This window comes from Photorhabdus sp. RM323S, assembly GCF_042879375.1.
Lineage (GTDB): Bacteria > Pseudomonadota > Gammaproteobacteria > Enterobacterales > Enterobacteriaceae > Photorhabdus > Photorhabdus tasmaniensis.
The window spans coordinates 113,933-132,645 of record NZ_JBHFKZ010000009.1; the positions used below are offsets into that span (position 1 = coordinate 113,933).

At 42.7% G+C, this 18,713-nt stretch carries 16 protein-coding genes and 2 pseudogenes; 7 read left to right on the forward strand and 11 right to left on the reverse strand.

Features of this window, described 5'->3' with window-relative positions:
- Nucleotides 1-47 precede the first annotated feature (47 nt).
- Both ACGF7G_RS06745 and ACGF7G_RS06750 read right to left on the reverse strand, forming a co-directional pair.
- Nucleotides 48-1,142 (reverse strand): T6SS immunity protein Tli4 family protein, encoded by a 1,095-nt coding sequence (locus ACGF7G_RS06745; RefSeq protein WP_387464359.1) that lies wholly within the window; start codon nucleotides 1,140-1,142, stop codon nucleotides 48-50.
- The gene (locus ACGF7G_RS06750; protein WP_387464361.1) at nucleotides 1,135-2,739 is read right to left on the reverse strand and encodes an esterase/lipase family protein; all 1,605 of its coding nucleotides are present in this window, start codon (nucleotides 2,737-2,739) and stop codon (nucleotides 1,135-1,137) included. Before ACGF7G_RS06750 ends, ACGF7G_RS06745 begins: the two co-directional genes overlap by 8 nt.
- 876 nt (nucleotides 2,740-3,615) lie before the next feature.
- Here ACGF7G_RS06750 and ACGF7G_RS06755 point away from each other — a divergent pair.
- A pseudogene (locus tag ACGF7G_RS06755) lies at nucleotides 3,616-3,991 on the forward strand (hypothetical protein); the annotation flags it as partial.
- 334 nt (nucleotides 3,992-4,325) lie between these two features.
- Here the strand turns inward: ACGF7G_RS06755 and ACGF7G_RS06760 are convergent.
- Nucleotides 4,326-5,189, reverse strand: a complete 864-nt coding sequence (locus tag ACGF7G_RS06760; RefSeq protein ID WP_132351529.1) for a LysR family transcriptional regulator — start codon at nucleotides 5,187-5,189, stop codon at nucleotides 4,326-4,328.
- A 501-nt stretch (nucleotides 5,190-5,690) separates the two neighbouring features.
- Here ACGF7G_RS06760 and xthA point away from each other — a divergent pair.
- On the forward strand, nucleotides 5,691-6,497 hold the full coding sequence (gene xthA / locus ACGF7G_RS06765; protein ID WP_133812899.1) for an exodeoxyribonuclease III: 807 nt from the start codon (nucleotides 5,691-5,693) through the stop codon (nucleotides 6,495-6,497).
- A gap of 57 nt (nucleotides 6,498-6,554) precedes the next feature.
- On the opposite strand, the gene ACGF7G_RS06770 is transcribed toward xthA, so the two are convergent.
- Genes ACGF7G_RS06770 through ACGF7G_RS06780 form a run of 3 tightly spaced genes read right to left on the reverse strand, consistent with a single transcriptional unit; the run spans nucleotide 6,555 to nucleotide 10,096 of the window.
- Complete coding sequence (locus tag ACGF7G_RS06770; protein WP_387464364.1) at nucleotides 6,555-8,483, reverse strand: DNA topoisomerase III; 1,929 nt, start codon at nucleotides 8,481-8,483, stop codon at nucleotides 6,555-6,557.
- A 5-nt stretch (nucleotides 8,484-8,488) separates the two neighbouring features.
- Entirely contained in the window at nucleotides 8,489-9,532 is a 1,044-nt protein-coding gene (gene selD / locus ACGF7G_RS06775; RefSeq protein WP_387464366.1) for a selenide, water dikinase SelD, read from the reverse strand.
- A 12-nt stretch (nucleotides 9,533-9,544) separates the two neighbouring features.
- Nucleotides 9,545-10,096, reverse strand: coding sequence for an NAD(P)H nitroreductase (locus tag ACGF7G_RS06780; RefSeq protein WP_387464367.1), 552 nt, complete (start codon nucleotides 10,094-10,096; stop codon nucleotides 9,545-9,547).
- 170 nt (nucleotides 10,097-10,266) lie between these two features.
- Here ACGF7G_RS06780 and sppA point away from each other — a divergent pair, with 170 nt between their 5' ends.
- The 3 genes from sppA (at nucleotide 10,267) to pncA (ending at nucleotide 13,972) form a co-directional block, all read left to right on the forward strand.
- Entirely contained in the window at nucleotides 10,267-12,132 is a 1,866-nt protein-coding gene (gene sppA / locus ACGF7G_RS06785; RefSeq protein ID WP_387464369.1) for a signal peptide peptidase SppA, read from the forward strand.
- A 169-nt stretch (nucleotides 12,133-12,301) separates the two neighbouring features.
- Nucleotides 12,302-13,321, forward strand: a complete 1,020-nt coding sequence (gene ansA / locus ACGF7G_RS06790) for an asparaginase (RefSeq protein ID WP_387464370.1) — start codon at nucleotides 12,302-12,304, stop codon at nucleotides 13,319-13,321.
- 12 nt (nucleotides 13,322-13,333) lie between these two features.
- Complete coding sequence (gene pncA / locus ACGF7G_RS06795) at nucleotides 13,334-13,972, forward strand: bifunctional nicotinamidase/pyrazinamidase (protein ID WP_387464372.1); 639 nt, start codon at nucleotides 13,334-13,336, stop codon at nucleotides 13,970-13,972.
- 61 nt (nucleotides 13,973-14,033) lie between these two features.
- Here the strand turns inward: pncA and ACGF7G_RS06800 are convergent, their stop codons facing one another.
- Both ACGF7G_RS06800 and msrB read right to left on the reverse strand, forming a co-directional pair.
- Nucleotides 14,034-14,303, reverse strand: coding sequence for a YeaC family protein (locus ACGF7G_RS06800; RefSeq protein ID WP_133812892.1), 270 nt, complete (start codon nucleotides 14,301-14,303; stop codon nucleotides 14,034-14,036).
- 88 nt (nucleotides 14,304-14,391) lie between these two features.
- Nucleotides 14,392-14,802 (reverse strand): peptide-methionine (R)-S-oxide reductase MsrB, encoded by a 411-nt coding sequence (gene msrB, locus ACGF7G_RS06805; protein ID WP_387464374.1) that lies wholly within the window; start codon nucleotides 14,800-14,802, stop codon nucleotides 14,392-14,394.
- A gap of 340 nt (nucleotides 14,803-15,142) precedes the next feature.
- Here msrB and gapA point away from each other — a divergent pair, with 340 nt between their 5' ends.
- Both gapA and ACGF7G_RS06815 read left to right on the forward strand, forming a co-directional pair.
- Complete coding sequence (gene gapA / locus ACGF7G_RS06810; RefSeq protein WP_387464376.1) at nucleotides 15,143-16,138, forward strand: glyceraldehyde-3-phosphate dehydrogenase; 996 nt, start codon at nucleotides 15,143-15,145, stop codon at nucleotides 16,136-16,138.
- A 126-nt stretch (nucleotides 16,139-16,264) separates the two neighbouring features.
- A complete protein-coding gene (locus ACGF7G_RS06815; protein ID WP_387464378.1) occupies nucleotides 16,265-17,143 on the forward strand; it encodes a D-hexose-6-phosphate mutarotase in 879 nt (292 codons plus the stop codon).
- 119 nt (nucleotides 17,144-17,262) lie between these two features.
- Here ACGF7G_RS06815 and ACGF7G_RS06820 read toward each other — a convergent pair whose 3' ends face one another.
- The 3 genes and pseudogenes from ACGF7G_RS06820 to ACGF7G_RS06830 form a co-directional block, all read right to left on the reverse strand.
- On the reverse strand, nucleotides 17,263-17,415 hold the full coding sequence (locus ACGF7G_RS06820) for a hypothetical protein (protein ID WP_387464380.1): 153 nt from the start codon (nucleotides 17,413-17,415) through the stop codon (nucleotides 17,263-17,265).
- Between the two features lie 33 nt (nucleotides 17,416-17,448).
- Nucleotides 17,449-17,715, reverse strand: a pseudogene (locus ACGF7G_RS06825) (ISNCY family transposase); the annotation flags it as partial.
- Nucleotides 17,716-17,768: 53 nt separating this feature from the next.
- Nucleotides 17,769-18,710, reverse strand: coding sequence for an Rpn family recombination-promoting nuclease/putative transposase (locus ACGF7G_RS06830; RefSeq protein WP_387464382.1), 942 nt, complete (start codon nucleotides 18,708-18,710; stop codon nucleotides 17,769-17,771).
- Nucleotides 18,711-18,713 lie beyond the last annotated feature (3 nt).

Below are 18,713 nucleotides of genomic sequence, written 5' to 3' on the forward strand. Positions count from 1 at the left end.
CTTATATCCCTATAAGCGTTTTCACTTAAAACGTGTTTTTATTGCTATTAGAACGCACCCGGCCTTTTACGAAAGGTACTCGTTACCGTATCCCAAAATGTAATCAGCTCATCTCCAGTATAAGGCGTCGGAGGTAACTGATAATTCATTAACATAATACTAACATAGGGGTTTTTATAATCTCCTGCGGTTTCATTTGCAATAAGATCAAATTGATACCGGGGATTATTGTCAAAAGGTTGCAAACCGATTGCTAATAATTCTTCCCCATGAATACCGTTTACTTCCCGTTTTCCCTTCCTGGCTATTCCGCCACGGTTAGCATGCAAATCCTTTTCAATTTTACCAATACGTTCAAGCAACGTATTTTCCCCCGTAAGGTCATTAATGACTTCAATACTGAACGTGAAATGATCATCCTTGTTTCCTTGATAAACAAAGGTCATGTTCTCTTTCTCATTCCAATTACCAGCAATAAACCCATCAGGAATACAGGTTCCAGCAACAGTTGGGATTTCTGTATCTTTTCTGCCGCTGATTCGGGAAAGCAGTCCTTTCATTTTTTCTAGGGTTTGATACAACTCATTGTATTTCCTTTCAGAAAATCCATTCCTTATATAAAAATCTCTATCTTCTTTATACTTATCATCTGATAACTCCATAAATTCCATTGTTACAGTAAAAGCAACACCATGACTATACAAATGCGCTTCTAATACTCGGGCAAAGCCAGGAACACCAGAACTTTTATTCCTGTCAAAAATCACACCGTCCATATTATCTTGCAGACGATAGACTTTTTTTAAAAAAGGCATATCTTTCGGCTTAACATATTGCATCGTCTTTAATTCCTGTTCTCTTGCTTCTATCCGATATGCAAATTCAGGTGGATACAAACGTTCCGTTTCTATTTTCGCATCACCAATAAATATCCCATCATGGATAACATTGCCAAATACTGCGGGGATATCAATCAGATAACGGCCTACACAACGGGTTTGCCTATTTACTAACATTTCTGTTGTCACTTGCTTTTCCTTCTCGGTTAAATTGGGATGATAAGGATCAGGGAAATACCATCGCCAGAGGGCATAAATAGCTAATACAAACAATAAAATAAGGAAGATATTTTTCTTATTCAATCTTCACCGCCTGAACTATCTTCACAATTGAACGCAGGGTAAATAACCGGGCTTTATCCTCGTTATATGCCCCTTCATGGTCAACATCCGTTGCTAACTGGCTGTGTAATTTTCTAGTTGGAATACGGCCAGCCTGTTCCGGCACGGTACCATCCCCTTTCTCCTCTGGAGGTGCCAGTTTAAAAGTTTTCGCGGCAATATCCTGAAAAGAAGGCCCGACAGAAAATTGAACCATACGTGTTGTGCCGGTTTCCAAATCAAAAGGATCATATAACGGTTGATTAAATGTCATGCCGGAATAATCTTCTGTTTTATTGTAATAATCTTTACTTACCTCTCTCCAGGAGATAATTCCATACGATAAGTTTTTTTCACTAGTACCATAAAAGGCATAAGTATTAGGGTGGTATTTACCACTCAACTCTTCAATAAATGGCATAACTGTATTATTCATTGATTTCAAATAATTACTCCAGCTTTCTTCATTTTTCCATTTATCTTCTTTATCCGGATTTAAAAACCGGATTTCACATAATCCCCACCATCGGTTCTTTTCCAGATAGATTTCCTGATATGGGTCTGATTCCGGCAACTTGTGCATGATTTTACCATCAGCGATATGTAACCAACCTTTACCATACGCCTTTCCCGGCAGAAGCTGTAAAGGACCGGGAGACTGTGCCAATACTGGGGTCATCTCGGCACCATTACTGCCGATCACCATCCCAGTTATGCCATCTTCACCGGTTTTCATCCTCTTATAAGTCATGGGTGAACCCGTATCAGGCATAACGCCATGCACGATACCTAAAATTTTATCCCGCCCACCCAACTGTTCTGAATAATGGCGGGCCACTAAGCCCCCCATTGAATGAGTGACTAAAATAACCTTATTTGCTGCACAACGTTTACCGTAAAAGGCTAAAACTTTATCAACATATTTTGCCAGCTTCTTGGCGGAATCCTCATTGGATTGCAGCCAGTTATAGCCCATCACATGAACCGGGTACATAAAACGATAACTGTGTCCAACCTCTTCCGCTGTCAGTGGTTCTTCACCCCATTCAGCACCCAGATTCTGACCAATCAATTGTTGACGAGCGGTCTTCTTTCCCTGCCCTTCCATACGATACTCAAACACCAGACGCTCATCATCCAGCACTAATTGAAGCCAAGGCAAAAAATGACCATAGCTCAGATAGGCCACCTCTCCCCAACCACGTTGATAGCGATCAGGGAATTTCCTTCCCTCTGCAATGTAATTATTTATTGCACCTGAATCGTAAATATCAGTGTTCTGAGGATCTAACGTTCTTTTCCTATAAGAAGCATCCTTTGATATCCAACCTGCAACACCAAGCTGAGAATTTACCAACCAGACCGGAACACCATCTTTAGATTTTAAATTACTCCCCATTACCCCCGGCAGGAAAATCACCGGGATCACCTTACTCGCGTATTTCAAACAAACCGCTATCAGGTTTTCTTCTATTCTGGCATTAGGTACGTTGTAGTACGGACGACCACATTCATCATATTCAGGATGAAGATAAATTTCATTTTCTTTTTCTTCTTCTTTTTCAATTGGTTTATCCATTATCTACTCCTTATCTTCTATTGTGTTAATGGGATGAGTTGTTTCTGGATAAGGTTATTCCCTTAACGAGGGTATACAAAAGCTAATATGAAGAACATGGAAAACATAACATATCAAAAAAACCCAAACAATATGAAATTTATTTTCAGGAAATATTTTATTGATTCTTTCAATCTGGATTGCCAAAATTATTTCAGTATCAGTTTTTCTGTTTTGCACTTTAATAAATCGCAAATGCAATGATGCACCCCTACTATTTCACTGACTTTAATTTAATAAATTTTCGTTTAAATTTCAAAGCGTTATTTAACAAAAATCCATTTCAAAGAGTAAATTTATCTATTCTACCATTGCCATCCTCTCATTCATTTAGCAAGTAATCTGAATATCATTCTCCTTAATACGAAAGAGAATTAATCTCAATTACGCTATATTTAACTAAACGATAATTAAACAACATCGTCCATAAATCTCATAATCAGTGGCATTTTTAGGAATATTCTTAGTGATCTCTTAATGAAGGTTTAATTACAAAAAGATAGTTCAATGAGGGTTAAAACGTAGAAAAGAATTACCCATATTCGAAGAAAACCCAGCATTGATGAGAAGATGAGTTGTCAGTCTAATATTACCAATTAATGCATAAAGTAACTTTACGATGTTAAACAAATTCATAAGTCAACGGAACTATTCACCTGATTAAACAGTCATAACCTATCTATAGGCTCCTACAATTAAGAAAAAAGATGTTAAAACAACTCATCTCCACCAGCCTGATTTTTAGTTTACTGTCAACTGCTGCATTAGCCGCAAAACCACAAAATTATCGATTTTTCCGCGATCGAAAAAGATCTGATGTTGCTTAAGTAAGATCCAAAAGAGTTTGATGACCGTATTGCCAGCATTAATCTGTCAGAAACCACCATTGATATTGACATTTTGCCCGCCAGGTATTCAAAAAATCCTACGTGGGGCAATACGTTAACTTCTGACCATGTGAATGGAATAATGATCATCAATACATGTCCCGCCCATTTAATTTCGCGTCGAAAAATAAGATCGGCCTGGGTGGTCCCGATATCGTGCCATATCAATCCGCACAGATGAAAAACACCTATCCCTTTTTCAACCGTTACAAAGGCAAGCTGGATTTGGTCGCGATGGCGGTTCAGGAACCGGCTCTGACCTAGAAAACTATCTGGGGGCGAACATCATTTTTTGGCGCACTGCAACGCCGTGGCTAAGACAATAAAACAAGGTTGTGGTGAACGCGTCAGAGGATGAATATCACCAGGAGAGGCTGTAGCCGTCCCTGAAAGCCTGAAGCCGGGAGAACCCCGGCTTAGAAATCATGTGGTTCGAATTAAGCAAAGCAAAATAATAGCGTAGTGCTTACAGTGTGTTAGTCCAAAAGGCGAGGAAACAGTCTATCTTTCCCTGCCACCATAAAAAATTATTCTGGGTATAACAAAAAATAATAAATATAAATTAAAATTTATCACCTGGGTACAGTGAAAACTTTCTATCATCATCTCCGCAAAACAACAACGCGGAGCTTACAATAATCTACTCCGCGTAGAATAAACTTAACTCATATCATTTACTGAATCGATAAAACGATTAAGTACACTTGAATGTGATTTAGACTTATAAATATAACATTGGTTTGTTGCACCCGGCTTTTCAATAGGAACAAAACTTAAAGCATCACCTCCTTCCAATTCATCAGGATGAGAATCTGTAATGAAAATATAGTCTCTTGAATAAATGAAATTCATGCAGCACCCCATATTATCCATCTGACGCATATTCACTTTGCCACCACTTTGAATAACTTCTTCTTCCAGATTTTTAATGAAACTGCTTTTATAAAGTACAGGATCACACAACCAAGTATTATTTTTTAGTAATTGCATTACATCACCGCCAGCAATATCCAATAACTCTTTTCGGCAGCAAATTCCCAATTCTGGTCCTTTTATTTTGCGAATAAGACTAAAACGGTCACTTAGTATCTTTTCTGAGCTCATAATGAGCGTGTTGCCGTCATAATCTACTATTTCTTCAATGTTATCATAACTAAACCGGAATATATTTACTTGGGAGCTATTTCTGTCAGCTGCCTTATATAAATAAATTAGGTGTTTGTTTTTCCCCCAATCGTAATAAATATTAACTATGTTACATATACTACCACTGATATGTTTTTTAGTTATTTCTTTTTCTTGTAAATAAAGATCTTTAAGATCATTATATAATTCTAAACCATCTTTAGTCAGACTCATCCCAAATTTCTCCCTTTTAAAAAGGCGCTTCCCTAATGTTGCTTCGAAGTCTTTGATTGATTTAGCTACTGGAGGAGTTGTACGGTTCATCACTCTTGCCGCTTTACTTAAAGAACCATTTTCCACCACTGCCATGAATGCTTCTAATTTACGAGAAAAAAACATAATTCACCGTTCCTATATAACTTGTGGCTAAAATAATTTCTTTGAAATAGCCTTCACCAAATGACAGTTAAATCAGTTTGATACTGTGAAGGCGTAAATTTTGTACAAAAAAACAAATACTTCTCAAACATATACCACATAAAAAAAGCTTATGTTCAATACATAGGTGGCTCAATAAACTCTATTATTCATGTTTATCATGGTTCAAAAATTAATCTCAACCAATCAACCATTAGAAAATATAAACATTACTAACGAGCTCAATTTTCTATCAAAGATTAGGATAGGGTTCTACATTTTTCAGTAATCAATTTTTGTAACACTAGAGATAAAAACGGTCTAACCACAGTGTTTTCTCACCATAAATTATTATATTTTTCACAATTAATTATAATATTAGGGGTTCCGTTACTATTTCGTTCTGACCATTGTCAATAGTTACTTTTTAAGATCCATCTGTTATTATTGTTCTTGTGTCTTTTCACTGGATGGCTGTAAAAGATGAAATTTATCTCTTTTAATATTAATGGATTACGTGCCCGCCCCCATCAGTTAGCTGCTATCGTCGAGCAACATCAACCCGATGTTATCGGCCTACAGGAAACAAAAGTTCATGATGACGCATTTCCTTTAGAAGAAGTGAGGAAACTTGGCTATCATGTGTTTTATTACGGTCAGAAAGCCCATTACGGCGTTGCACTGTTAACACGTCAGGCTCCTCTTGCTGTGCGCCGTGGTTTTCCCGGGGACAATGAAGATGTCCAACGCCGTATTATTATGGCTGATATGGAAACCCCTCACGGGCGATTGACCGTCATTAATGGCTATTTTCCACAGGGAGAAAGCCGTGACCATCCAGTGAAATTTCCTGCAAAAGAGAAGTTTTATCAGGACCTGCAAAACTATCTGGAGCAAAATTTATCGCCTCAATCACAAGTGATTATCATGGGGGATATGAATATCAGTCCGACAGATCTGGATATCGGCATTGGTGAGAACAACCAAAAACGCTGGTTAAAAACAGGTAAATGTTCTTTCCTGCCGGAAGAAAGGGATTGGATGGATCGCCTGAAAAGTTGGGGTCTGGTTGATACATTCAGGAACCTGAATCCTGAATGTAACGACCAATTTTCTTGGTTTGATTATCGTTCAAAAGGGTTTGATGATAATCGCGGGCTGCGTATCGATTTATTTCTTGCCAGTAAGCCCTTAGCGGAGCGCTGTATTGCGACCGGTATTGATTATAAAATCCGTGAAATGGAAAAACCGTCAGATCATGCGCCTGTCTGGGTAGAATTTGAAATGTGATATTCTGTTAACGCCGAATATCAACCATTTCTTTTAAAATAACGTAGCAACTGCGCCCTACGGCGCGGTTACTTTAGTGTTTTTTGTCGACTTTGTTTTTTTCCCTTTTTTCTCTTTGACCGGAACCGGAGGCAAATCACGAAAAGCTTTTAAATTACGGTTCTGTTTAGCCTGCCAAATTAATTGCTGCAATGTCTCCTCAAGTGGCCCCATGAAATCTTGATAACGGAACTGTTTTTCGCTGATTTGCGTTAACCGGGACTCCCAGTGGGCTGTCATATCCGGTAAAGCGGCCATATCAGGCAATACATGAATAAGTGCCCTACCCGCAGGCGTTGCATGAATATGACGCCCTTTTTTATAAAGAAACTCCCGTTTAAACAACAGTTCGATAATGCCGGCACGTGTTGCTTCAGTTCCCAGCCCATCCGTTGCACGAAGGACTTTCTTCAATTCCTTATCCTGCACAAAACGGGCAATCCCCGTCATAGCAGAAAGGATAGTGGCATCAGTAAATGGCTTTGGCGGTTGAGTTTGGCGTTCTACCACCTCCCCTCTTTCACACAATAATTCATCACCTTTAGCAACAACCGGTAATGGTGTTCCGTCGTTTTCTTCATCACGCTCTTTATTACCAAGCAATGTTCTCCAACCTGCCTCAGCAAGAAAACGCGCTTTAGCAATAAATCTGCCACCGGCAATTTCCAATTCAATAATACATTTACGGAATATGGCATCTGGAAAAAATTGCATCAAATATTGTCTGGCAATCAAACCATAAATATTCGCTTCATTATCTGTCAGATTGATATGATTACTTCGTGCCGTAGGAATAATTGCATGGTGAGCATCAACCTTTTTATCATCCCAACAACGATTCTTTCTGTCTGTTTCCAGTAATGCTTGTGGCAACAGATTGGTTGTATGAACGGATATTGCATTAAGCACCGCATGGCACCCGGCAAAGTGCTCTTCCGGCAAATAACGGCAATCAGAACGAGGATAAGTAATCAGCTTATGCGTTTCATACAATCGCTGGCAAATATCCAACACTTGCTGTGCATTCAGACCAAAACGTTTGGCGGCTTCAATCTGTAACGAAGATAATGAAAACGGCAAGGGAGCAACTTCAGATTCCCGTTTATCCTGATAGGATGTCACATAGGCTGGCTGGCCGGTGATTCTGGCAACAACATGTTCAGCCAAAGGCCGATGTATCAATCGCCCTTCTTCATCCAGAAAATCAATACAAGATTCACTTGGCTGCCAGAGAGCGATAAAACGCTCATCCTTTGGCGTAACAATATGCGCTTTCACCTCAAAGAAATCTTTTGGTACGAAATGCTCAATCTCTTCATCCCGACGAACAACTAACCCTAAAACCGGTGTCTGAACCCGCCCAACAGATAATACCCCCTGGTACCCCGCATTGCGTCCAAGCAAAGTATAAGCCCGGGTCATGTTAATGCCATACAACCAATCAGCCCTGGCTCTGGCGAGAGCGGAAACACACAGCGGGATAAAATCCCGGTTATTTCTCAATCTATCAATAGCTCTGGTAACTGCTTGTGGATTTAGATCACTTATCAGGCAACGATGAACATTTTTTCGCTTTTCACCATCCAATTTCAAAAAATCCAGAACCTCATCCACCAGCAGTTGCCCTTCACGATCCGGGTCGCCCGCATGTACCACTTCATCTGCTTTTTCCAGTAACTCCCGGATGACGTTGAGCTGTTTCGCCACAGAAGATCGCGGTTTTAACTGCCATTTCTCCGGAATGATAGGAAGATCAACCAGCGACCAACGGGCAAAGCGACTGTCATAAGCATCAGGCTCCGCCTGCTCCAGTAAGTGCCCAATACACCAAGTCACAAACTGGTTATTTCCACAAGCAATAAAGCCATCGCCACGGCGATGCGGTTTCGGTAAAACATCAGCAATCGCCCTGGCCAGGCTGGGTTTTTCTGCAATAAAAAGCCGCATGGATATTATTCATTAACCTCAATCAGCACTCTGCCTGACTGTTGCTCAGACAACTCACCTATTGCTGTCAGTTCAATGCCATGACATCGTGCAATCATTTTCACTTCATCTACCGCTTCTGGCAGAACGGCCAGCAGCAAGCCACCTGATGTTTGCGGATCACATAACAGGTTACGCTGAAGCACTGTCATTTCACCAATAAGATGACCATAACTGTCAAAATTACGCCCAGTGCCCCCTGGAACACACCCTTTTTCAATATAGGATCCCACTTCCGGCAGCTTAGGAATTTTTGAAAAATGGAGAGTTGCCCGGACACCCGATCCTTGACAAATTTCACTCAAATGCCCTAACAGACCAAACCCGGTCACATCAGTCATTGCTGTCACACCCGCAACTTCGGCAAGATCAACCCCCGGTTTATTTAGGCAGCACATAGTTGCTGTCGCGACGCCTTGATGCTCAGGCAACAACAGGCTTTTTTTCTCCGCCGTGGTCAATACCCCAATGCCAAGCGGCTTTGTCAAAAATAGCTGGCTACCGGCTTTCGCTGCACTGTTCCGTTTCACCCGATCAATGTTAACGATACCGGTTACAGCCAGACCAAAAATAGGCTCAGGTGCATCAATAGAATGTCCTCCCGCCAGTGAAATTCCCGCTTCTTTACAAACAGCCCGGCCACCTTCAATCACCTTACGGGCAATTTCCGGTGCCAGTTTATCAATCGGCCATCCCAGGATCGCTATCGCCATAATGGGCTTACCGCCCATTGCATAAATATCGCTGATAGCATTTGTCGCGGCAATCCGTCCAAAATCAAATGGATCATCAACGATCGGCATAAAGAAATCTGTCGTACTGATGATGCCCGTACCATTACCAATATCATAAACCGCCGCATCATCACGCGTTTCATTACCCACCAATAAGTGAGGATCAAGAAATTTTTCCTGCTCACTATGCAGAATGGTTTCCAAAACTTTCGGTGAAATTTTACAGCCGCATCCAGCACCGTGGCTGTACTGGGTAAGGCGAACTTCTGTTGACATAACAGACTCCGGTCAGAAGTAGCTGACAAAATTAGTCATATCCGGCGTGGCAACTTTGCCTGGCGCTTTTAAAACAGGCGTTCCAAGGTAGAGAAAACCTACTACCTTGTCATACTCATTACAACCCAGACCAGTACGCACCGTATCATCATCAGTCCATGAACCGGTGCGCCAGATACCACCAAACCCTTGCGCCACCGCCGCCATTTGCATCGCGTGCACAGTACAACCGGCAGAAACCACTTGTTCCCATTCCGGTATCTTGGAATTCTCCATTACCTTTGCCAGCACAGCGATAATTAATGGTGCACGATAAGGCGCACTTTTTGCTTTTTCTTCCGCTTCAACCCCCAGATGACCGTCAACGGCAGCCTGGTGGAGTAATTGGCTAAACCGATCAATACCTTCATCCTGCATGACAATAAAGCGCCACGGCCGTAATGCGCCATGATCAGGCGCTCTCATACCTGCGGCCAGAATATTCTGTAATGCTTCACCTTGAGGTGCCGGTGTCGTTAAACGTGATGCTGAACGTCGGTTTAACAAGAGTTCTAATGCATTCATATTTTTTCTCCTGAATAAGCTATTTTGTTATAAGCTAACATTTTCTGTTTATTTGTTAACGAATAAAAGCCCAAAAACGGCTTTTTCGGACAATTTGACACTATTTGAAGCTGACATTTATATGTCTGGTCATTAGGATAGCCCTACTTGATCCTATCTTTGGAGATGATATGCGTATTTTATGGAAGTGGGTCGCAAGATTATTTAAATGGAGTTGGCGACTGCTGAATTTTGTTCGGGAAGTCATTTCAAACCTGATTTTTATCCTGCTTATCTTGGTGATTGTTGGGGGCTTTATGCTCTATCAACAGCCCAATAAAGCGGTGGATAGTTATCGGGGAGCCTTGTATGTCAATCTCACCGGTGTTGTTGTGGATCAGGTTTCCAGCCGTAACCCATTGAATCAATTGGGACGTGAACTGTTTGGTTCATCCGGCAATAAATTACAGGAAAATTCTCTGTTTGATATTGTTGATACGATTCGTCAGGCAAAAACCGATGACAAAATCACCGGTCTGGTGCTGAAACTTGACGATTTCATCGGCGCTGACCAGCCATCGATGCAGTATATCGGTAAAGCGATTAATGAATTTAAAACCTCCGGCAAACCCGTTTACGCTATCAGTGATAACTACAACCAGCCGCAATATTATCTGGCCACTTTTGCCGATAAAATTTATCTGTCGCCACAAGGTACGGTTGGTCTTTATGGCTATTCAACTAATAACCTCTATTACAAATCCCTACTGGATTCACTGAAAGTCACCACCCATATTTTCCGGGTCGGGACGTATAAATCAGCCGTAGAGCCGGTTATGCGCGATGATATGTCTCCAGCTGCACGGGAAGCTGACAGCCGTTGGGTCAACGGTCTTTGGCACAACTACCTCAATACTATCTCCGCTAACCGCAAACTTTCTGTTCATCAGGTATTCCCAGGTGCGGATGAGATGATTGCCGGTCTGCGTGCTGTCGGAGGAGATAATGCCCAATATGCACTTAAACGCAAACTGGTCGATTATGTCGCTCCACGCAATATCATTGAAAATGAAATGACAAAAGCCTTTGGCTGGGATGAGAAAAACCGACATTTCAATGCCATCAGTATTTATGATTACGCGCCACAATTGCTGGCAAATAAATCATCATCCAAGGGCAATATTGCCGTTATCATAGCGCAAGGCGCGATCGTTGATGGTCAACAGGTTCCAGGAATGGTTGGCGGTGATACAACCGCTGCGCAGATCCGCCAAGCGCGTTTGGATGATAATATCAAAGCCGTTATTCTGCGGGTAAACAGCCCCGGAGGCAGCGTTAGCGCTTCCGATGTTATCCGCACCGAGCTAGCTGCTCTGCGTGCAACGAATAAGCCGGTCGTTGTTTCTATGGGTGGAATGGCTGCATCCGGTGGTTACTGGATCTCCACCCCCGCCAATTACATCATTGCAAACCAAAGTACGCTGACCGGTTCTATTGGGATCTTCGGTGTCATCAGTACTTATGAAAACAGTTTGGATCATATTGGTATCCACACGGATGGCGTTTCCACAACACCACTGGCGGGTATTTCTGTCACTAAAGGGCTCAGTAAAGAGTTCTCAGAGTTGATGCAGCTTAATATTGAGAATGGCTATAAGAACTTTATTGGCCTGGTTGCTGACTCACGCAATAAGACATCAGAAGAGGTCGATAACATTGCTCAGGGGCATGTATGGATTGGTAATGACGCTAAAACCAATGGATTGGTCGACCAATTAGGTGATTTCGACGACGCGGTTGTCAAAACAGCTGAATTGGCAAAATTGGATCACCCAGAACTTGATTGGATGCAGCCGGAAATGTCATTCAGTGAGTTGCTGATGAACCAACTGACGGCAACCACTCAAGCTATCGTACCGGAAGCGATTCAGGCATGGCTACCCGCACCACTGACACAGGCCGCTCAGGCAGTAAAACAACAAGCTGAGTTCTATCGCCATTTGAATGATCCACAAAATCGTTATGCGTTCTGTTTAAACTGTGGAGATATTCGCTAAAAAACCATCATAATGCATGATATTAGCAGAAACATGCCGCTGGAATTCCCCGGTATGATCCTGGTGATAACTTAATTAATGACGTTTTTAGCCTGACAGATACCCTGTCAGGCTTTTTTTATTTTGTAATGCTCCTATAATCCAGCTGATCTTTTTACGAGGCATAGTCATGCAGAAAAAATCTATTTATGTCGTCTATACTGGCGGAACCATTGGGATGCAACGTTCATCTCAGGGATACATTCCCGTTTCCGGCCATTTACAGCGCCAGCTCACCAAAATGCCCGAATTCCACCGGTCTGAAATGCCAACATTCACCCTCCGTGAACATCACCCACTGATTGATTCTTCTGATATGACCCCAGAAGACTGGCAACTCATCGCTGATGATATCCGGCAAAATTACGATGATTATGATGGTTTCGTGATCCTGCATGGCACGGATACGATGGCATTTACCGCATCCGCGCTCTCTTTTATGTTTGAGAATCTGGGTAAGCCGGTGATTGTGACAGGATCACAAATCCCGCTGGAAGCACTACGCTCTGACGGACAGACAAATTTGCTGAATGCACTTTATCTTGCCGCTAACTACCCCGTTAACGAGGTCAGCCTGTTTTTCAATAATAAATTGTTCCGTGGGAACCGGACGGTCAAAGCACATGCGGACGGTTTCGATGCTTTTGCCTCACCAAACTGCTCCCCATTGATGGAAGCAGGTATTAACATCAAAACCTTCAATGCAGGTCCGGCCCCCGCCAGCCGTGGTGCATTTATCACTCATCAGATCACTCATCAGCCTATTGGCGTGATAACCATTTATCCCGGCCTTTCCAGTCAGGTTGTGAACAATATTTTAATGCAACCGGTTAAAGCCTTAATCCTGCGCTCATATGGCGTCGGCAATGCACCACAGCACCCTGAATTATTGAAAACGCTAAAACAGGCAACAGAGAGAGGGATTGTGGTTGTCAATCTGACCCAGTGCATTTCTGGCAGGGTAAACATGGATGGTTACGCAACCGGTCATGCTTTGGCTGAAGCCGGTGTTATCAGTGGCTACGATATGACCTTTGAAGCAACTTTAACTAAGTTGCACTATTTACTCAGTCAACCTTATGGCAATGAAAAAATTCGTTATTTAATGCAACAAAATTTACGTGGTGAATTAAGTTATGCCGACAAATAATCCGAGAAAGAGATGAAAACAGCCCTATTACTTATTGATCTACAGAATGATTTCTGTACCGGCGGTGCATTGGCCGTAAAAGAGAGTGAACACGTCATTGATGTTGCAAATCAGGCAATTGATATCTGTCTGAAACACAATATCAGCATTATTGCCACCCAAGACTGGCACCCTGCTGAACATATGAGCTTCGCAGTAAACTCCGGTCAGAAGATCGGGGATATCGGTATACTGAACGGTATTCCGCAAGTATGGTGGCCGGAACACTGTGTTCAGGGGCAACATGGCGCTGATTTCCATCCACAACTGAACAAGCAGGCCATTATTGAGATTTTCTACAAAGGCGAAAATCCACAGATCGACAGCTACAGCGCTTTCTTTGATAACGGCCATCAGAGTAAAACCCGGCTTGACGACTGGTTGCAAACAGAGCAAATTGAACGCCTGTTTATTATTGGTATTGCCACTGATTATTGTGTGAAGTTTACCGCGCTGGATGCGCTGGCATTAGGTTATGAAACCTGGGTAATCACTGATGGTTGTCGGGGGGTTAACCTCAGTCCAGGTGACAGCCAATCCGCATACAAAGAGATAAAAGCGCAAGGCGCGATCCTGATAGAACTTGCCCAGTTAGAAAGAGCCCTTTTCTGATACCCATCAAGGCCAGGCTGAGTTCAACAAACTCAGCCTTTTCATATCCATCTTGCGAAGATTATGGTTTAAATGTTGCCACCATTTCAGACTGAAAGGCCGCTTTCAGTTCTTGTTTACTCTTCATCACCAACTGACCATCAGTACCGATTGTCATATGCTCAGGTTCATGGTTGTGCCTTGCTTGCCATAGCATAATCATTTGCAAGCTATTCTCTTTCTGCTCTACAGTTAGAGGCACACCATCCTGCCATTTACCCAGTTCGACTGCCTGAACCAGGCGTTGATATATTTCTGGTGTCATTACAGATAACAGATCATCCAGTTCCATTGATATTTCCTCATTATTATTTTCTAGAATTAGCTGAAACGATTTTTCTTACATAAATTAACGGCAATGCCGGCAATGATAAAAATGTCTAACCTACTGTTTTTTCACCTGTATTTTCATCAGTGAAACTTAACGCAGCCGAGTTGATACAAAAACGTTCTCCTGTTGGTTTCGGACCATCAGCGAACACATGCCCCAAATGAGCGTCACAATGGCGGCAACGAACTTCAATACGCTGCATATTATGGCTATTATCATCAAGATACAGTACCGCATCATCGCTGACAGGCTGGTAAAAACTCGGCCAGCCACAGCCAGAATCAAATTTAGTCTCGGACATAAATAACGGCTGCCCACAGCACAGACAATGATACACGCCACTTTTTTTATTATGTAGCAGTTTCCCCGAAAATGGCGGTTCCGTCCCGGCATTCTGGGTAACATGGCGCTGAATATCAGTAAGCTCTGTATAAAGGGAAACATCAGGATTCTTAGCCATAACGACCACCTTAATAAGACTCATGTTTTCAATAAAATCAAATGATAATAACAAAAGATTAACATTACATCAGTGGAATTTATTTTAAGCGGTTAACTGAAGATATTTATCCTACTATTTGTGATGTGACTCGCATATCTAACCGATTAACTTTCAATATCTGTCGGTGCCCCGATAATGATGGGCGGATCGATTGCTGGTACCGTATAGCAAGTGTCTGAATGGTGTACTCAAAGTCGATGTTTTTCGACTATTGACACGATTCCGCTTGACGGCTGGCAAGGTTTTGGTAACTTTAGTAATAATTTTTAATTCACTAAAAAATAGCTGGTGGAACACTATGACTATCAAAGTAGGTATCAACGGTTTTGGTCGTATTGGCCGTATTGTTTTCCGTGCTGCACAAGAACGTTCAGACATCGAAATCGTCGCAATCAACGATTTGCTGGATGCAAAATACATGGCTTACATGCTGAAATACGATTCAACTCACGGTCGCTTCAACGGAACGGTTGAAGTAGAAGACGGCCACCTGGTTGTTAACGGTAAAACTATCCGTGTTACAGCAGAAAGAGATCCAGCCAACCTGAAATGGAATGAAGTGGGCGTTGATGTTGTTGCAGAAGCAACAGGTATCTTCCTGACTGATGAAACTGCACGTAAGCACATTATCGCTGGTGCGAAAAAAGTGGTTCTGACTGGCCCATCCAAAGATGACACACCTATGTTTGTTATGGGTGTTAACCACAAAGCTTACGCCGGCCAGGACATCGTTTCCAATGCCTCCTGCACCACTAACTGTCTGGCACCGCTGGCTAAAGTTATCAATGACAAATTCGGCATCGTCGAAGGGCTGATGACCACTGTTCACGCAACCACTGCGACTCAGAAAACAGTGGATGGCCCTTCTGCAAAAGATTGGCGCGGTGGCCGTGGCGCCGCTCAGAATATCATCCCATCATCTACCGGTGCGGCTAAAGCAGTAGGTAAAGTTATCCCTGAACTGAACGGTAAACTGACTGGTATGGCTTTCCGTGTTCCTACTCCTAACGTCTCTGTTGTTGACCTGACTGTACGTCTGGAAAAACCTGCCACCTATCAGCAAATCTGTGATGCCATCAAAGACGCAGCTGAAGGTGAGCTGAAAGGCGTTCTGGGTTACACCGAAGATGACGTTGTATCTAACGATTTCAATGGCGAAAAACTGACTTCTGTATTTGATGCAAAAGCCGGTATTGCCCTGAATGACAACTTTGTGAAGCTGGTTTCCTGGTATGACAACGAAACAGGTTATTCTAATAAAGTGCTGGATCTCATCACTCACATCTCTAAATAACTGAGTCATCACCTTGCCTGAAAAGAGCCGCCTTTCCTTGCGGCTCTTTTGTTTTAATCTGTTTACAACATGCGTTATTCTTGGGCCATGCAATATGCCTGCTTTGGGTTTATAAGGTCATAACACATGAGCGATACAATTTTTGCATTACCGGTTGCAGAACAAATCTCCCCTTCCATCAGTCAACGGAATATAGATGGCTTCCCATTGATAGTCGTGTCTCATCCTAAAGTTCGTGGCGCAATCAGCCAGCAAGGGGCGCACCTCATCGCCTGGCAACCCAGTGATGAAGAACCGGGATTGTGGTTAAGCAGGAAAACAGCATTTAAAGCAGGCACCGCTATCCGCGGGGGTATTCCTATTTGTTGGCCCTGGTTTGGCCCCGTAGGAACACCAAATCACGGTTTTGCCAGAACGTTTCCCTGGGAATTCAGTGCACATAATGAACATGAAAATGGCGTAATATTAACTTTCACGCTGAAAGACAACGAATATACCCGTAAATTGTGGCCCTATGATTTTACCTTGATTGCCCGTTTCAAACTGTGTGAAACCTGTGAAGTGGAACTGGAAGCCTATGGTGATTATCAGGCAACCTGTGCCCTGCACACTTATCTGAATGTCGGTAATATTAATCAGATTTCAGTCAGTGGTCTGGGTAAACGTTTTATTGATATTGTTGCTGATAAAGAGCAATACACAACAGGAGAAGATCTTACTTTCACCGGCCACACTGACCGCATCTATACAGAACCAGAAGATTTTAATCTGATAAGAGATAACTCACTGAAACGAACAATTGAAATTCACCATTACCATCACAGTGATGTTGTATGCTGGAATCCCGGTGCTGAATTATCGAATAATATGAAAGATATGTGTGATGAAGGTTACAAAAATATGATTTGTGTAGAAACAGCTCGTATAAATAAACCATTAATTGCCAAAAATGATAGCCCAGCCCATATTTCGGTTGTCATTCGTTGCCGGAAAGACCATCAGTAAATAACCCTAACTCTGCTTAAGAACAGAGATTTCAGAAACACGTAGATTCAAACTCGGTCTTATCGCTTGGAATGTAAATGTGCCGCTTCTATGCGTTTTGTACATTAACTCAAGCATTTTTATGCCGATAACGTATCAACAGTAATTTTGTCGGACATTTGTTCAAGCTCACTCTGACTCAGTCCGGTGATTTTCATCACCGTTTCACGGTCGATACTCATACTTCGGTGACTGTTCTGACAGTCACCGTAAGATCCTCGTTTAACACGCATCGTTGAATGCTGATTAAGAGCTCTCAGCACGAGTTAGTGGCGTATTTGCTCAAGTTCGTTCTGGCTCAACCCGGTAGTTTTCATTACCGTTTCACAGTCGATACCCATATCGATCATCGCACACGCGATTTTCAGGATCCCCTGTTTTTCGCCTTTATACAATCCTTCCTGGAATCCTTCTTGACGTCCTTCCTGACGCCCTTCAATAAATCCTTTCTGGTGCCCCTTCTGCTCCAGTTTCTGCGCTATTGTCATCAGTACCTCCTCATACTTCGGGGACTGTTCTGCCAGTCGCCGTAAGATCCTTTTTTAACACGCATCGTTAAATGCTGATTAAAAACTCTCAGCGCGAGTTAGTGGCGTATTTGCTCAAGTTCGTTCTGGCTCAACCCGGTAGTTTTCATTATCGTTTCACGGTCGATACCCATATCGATCATCGCACACGCGATTTTCAGGATCCCCTGTTTTTCGCCTTTATGCAATCCTTCCTGGAGTCCTTCCTGACGTCCTTCTTGACGTCCTTCCTGACGCCCTTCTTGACGCCCTTCAATAAATCCTTTCTGGTGCCCCTTCTGCTCCAGTTTCTGTGCTATTGTCATCAGTACCTCCTCATACTTCGGGGACTGTTCTGCCAGTCGCCGGATAAAACCCTCTGGATCGGCGGTATCTCCCGCCTGTAATAAGTAGTTTAGCACGCTTTTTAGCTGTTCATCCGTATAGTAATCATACGTCAGCAGTATAACCAACTCTTGCAGCAGCTCCGCCATATCACGCTGCCGGATATGCTTTTGTACCATTTCCAGTAGCGCGACCCGTTTATGCGTCAGGATCTCATCATCCGATATTACCGTCACATCTACCAGCGGGAATGGACCGGAATAGATTTCCTTCGCCAGAGCTGGATCATCGAAGCAGTCGAGCCAATGGGTACTCCAGGGATACGGCTGGATTTTCCCGTGATAGAACAACATCGGAATGACCAGCGGTAATTTTTCATGCTCCTGTTCCAGATGCCGTTGCATGGCTGAAATACCGTAGCGCATAAGCCGAAATGCTATCATCTTATCCGGGGAACTCTGGTGTTCGATCACGCAATACACGTAACCGTCACCCTGCGCTGTTTTCAATGAATACAAAATGTCGGAATAATACGCACTCAGATTGTCGTCAATAAACGATCCGGATTCCAACCGCAGTGTATCCAGATCACAAACGGCCCGTAATGTCGCGGGCAAATGTATCTCCAGAAAGTCTCTGGCCGTATCAACATGACCTAAAAACTGGTCGGGTAGCAGGAC

Excerpts from the sequence above, each read along its gene's own strand:
- ACGF7G_RS06780 (WP_387464367.1), bottom strand. The coding sequence starts at position 10,096 with ATGAATGCATTAGAACTCTTGTTAAACCGACGTTCAGCATCACGTTTA.
- xthA (WP_133812899.1), top strand. The coding sequence starts at position 5,691 with ATGAAATTTATCTCTTTTAATATTAATGGATTACGTGCCCGCCCCCAT.
- sppA (WP_387464369.1), top strand. The coding sequence starts at position 10,267 with ATGCGTATTTTATGGAAGTGGGTCGCAAGATTATTTAAATGGAGTTGG.
- ACGF7G_RS06800 (WP_133812892.1), bottom strand. The coding sequence starts at position 14,303 with ATGGAACTGGATGATCTGTTATCTGTAATGACACCAGAAATATATCAA.
- ACGF7G_RS06815 (WP_387464378.1), top strand. The coding sequence starts at position 16,265 with ATGAGCGATACAATTTTTGCATTACCGGTTGCAGAACAAATCTCCCCT.
- ACGF7G_RS06760 (WP_132351529.1), bottom strand. The coding sequence starts at position 5,189 with ATGTTTTTTTCTCGTAAATTAGAAGCATTCATGGCAGTGGTGGAAAAT.
- msrB (WP_387464374.1), bottom strand. The coding sequence starts at position 14,802 with ATGGCTAAGAATCCTGATGTTTCCCTTTATACAGAGCTTACTGATATT.
- selD (WP_387464366.1), bottom strand. The coding sequence starts at position 9,532 with ATGTCAACAGAAGTTCGCCTTACCCAGTACAGCCACGGTGCTGGATGC.
- pncA (WP_387464372.1), top strand. The coding sequence starts at position 13,334 with ATGAAAACAGCCCTATTACTTATTGATCTACAGAATGATTTCTGTACC.
- ACGF7G_RS06750 (WP_387464361.1), bottom strand. The coding sequence starts at position 2,739 with ATGGATAAACCAATTGAAAAAGAAGAAGAAAAAGAAAATGAAATTTAT.
- ACGF7G_RS06820 (WP_387464380.1), bottom strand. The coding sequence starts at position 17,415 with ATGCGTGTTAAACGAGGATCTTACGGTGACTGTCAGAACAGTCACCGA.
- ansA (WP_387464370.1), top strand. The coding sequence starts at position 12,302 with ATGCAGAAAAAATCTATTTATGTCGTCTATACTGGCGGAACCATTGGG.
- gapA (WP_387464376.1), top strand. The coding sequence starts at position 15,143 with ATGACTATCAAAGTAGGTATCAACGGTTTTGGTCGTATTGGCCGTATT.
- ACGF7G_RS06770 (WP_387464364.1), bottom strand. The coding sequence starts at position 8,483 with ATGCGGCTTTTTATTGCAGAAAAACCCAGCCTGGCCAGGGCGATTGCT.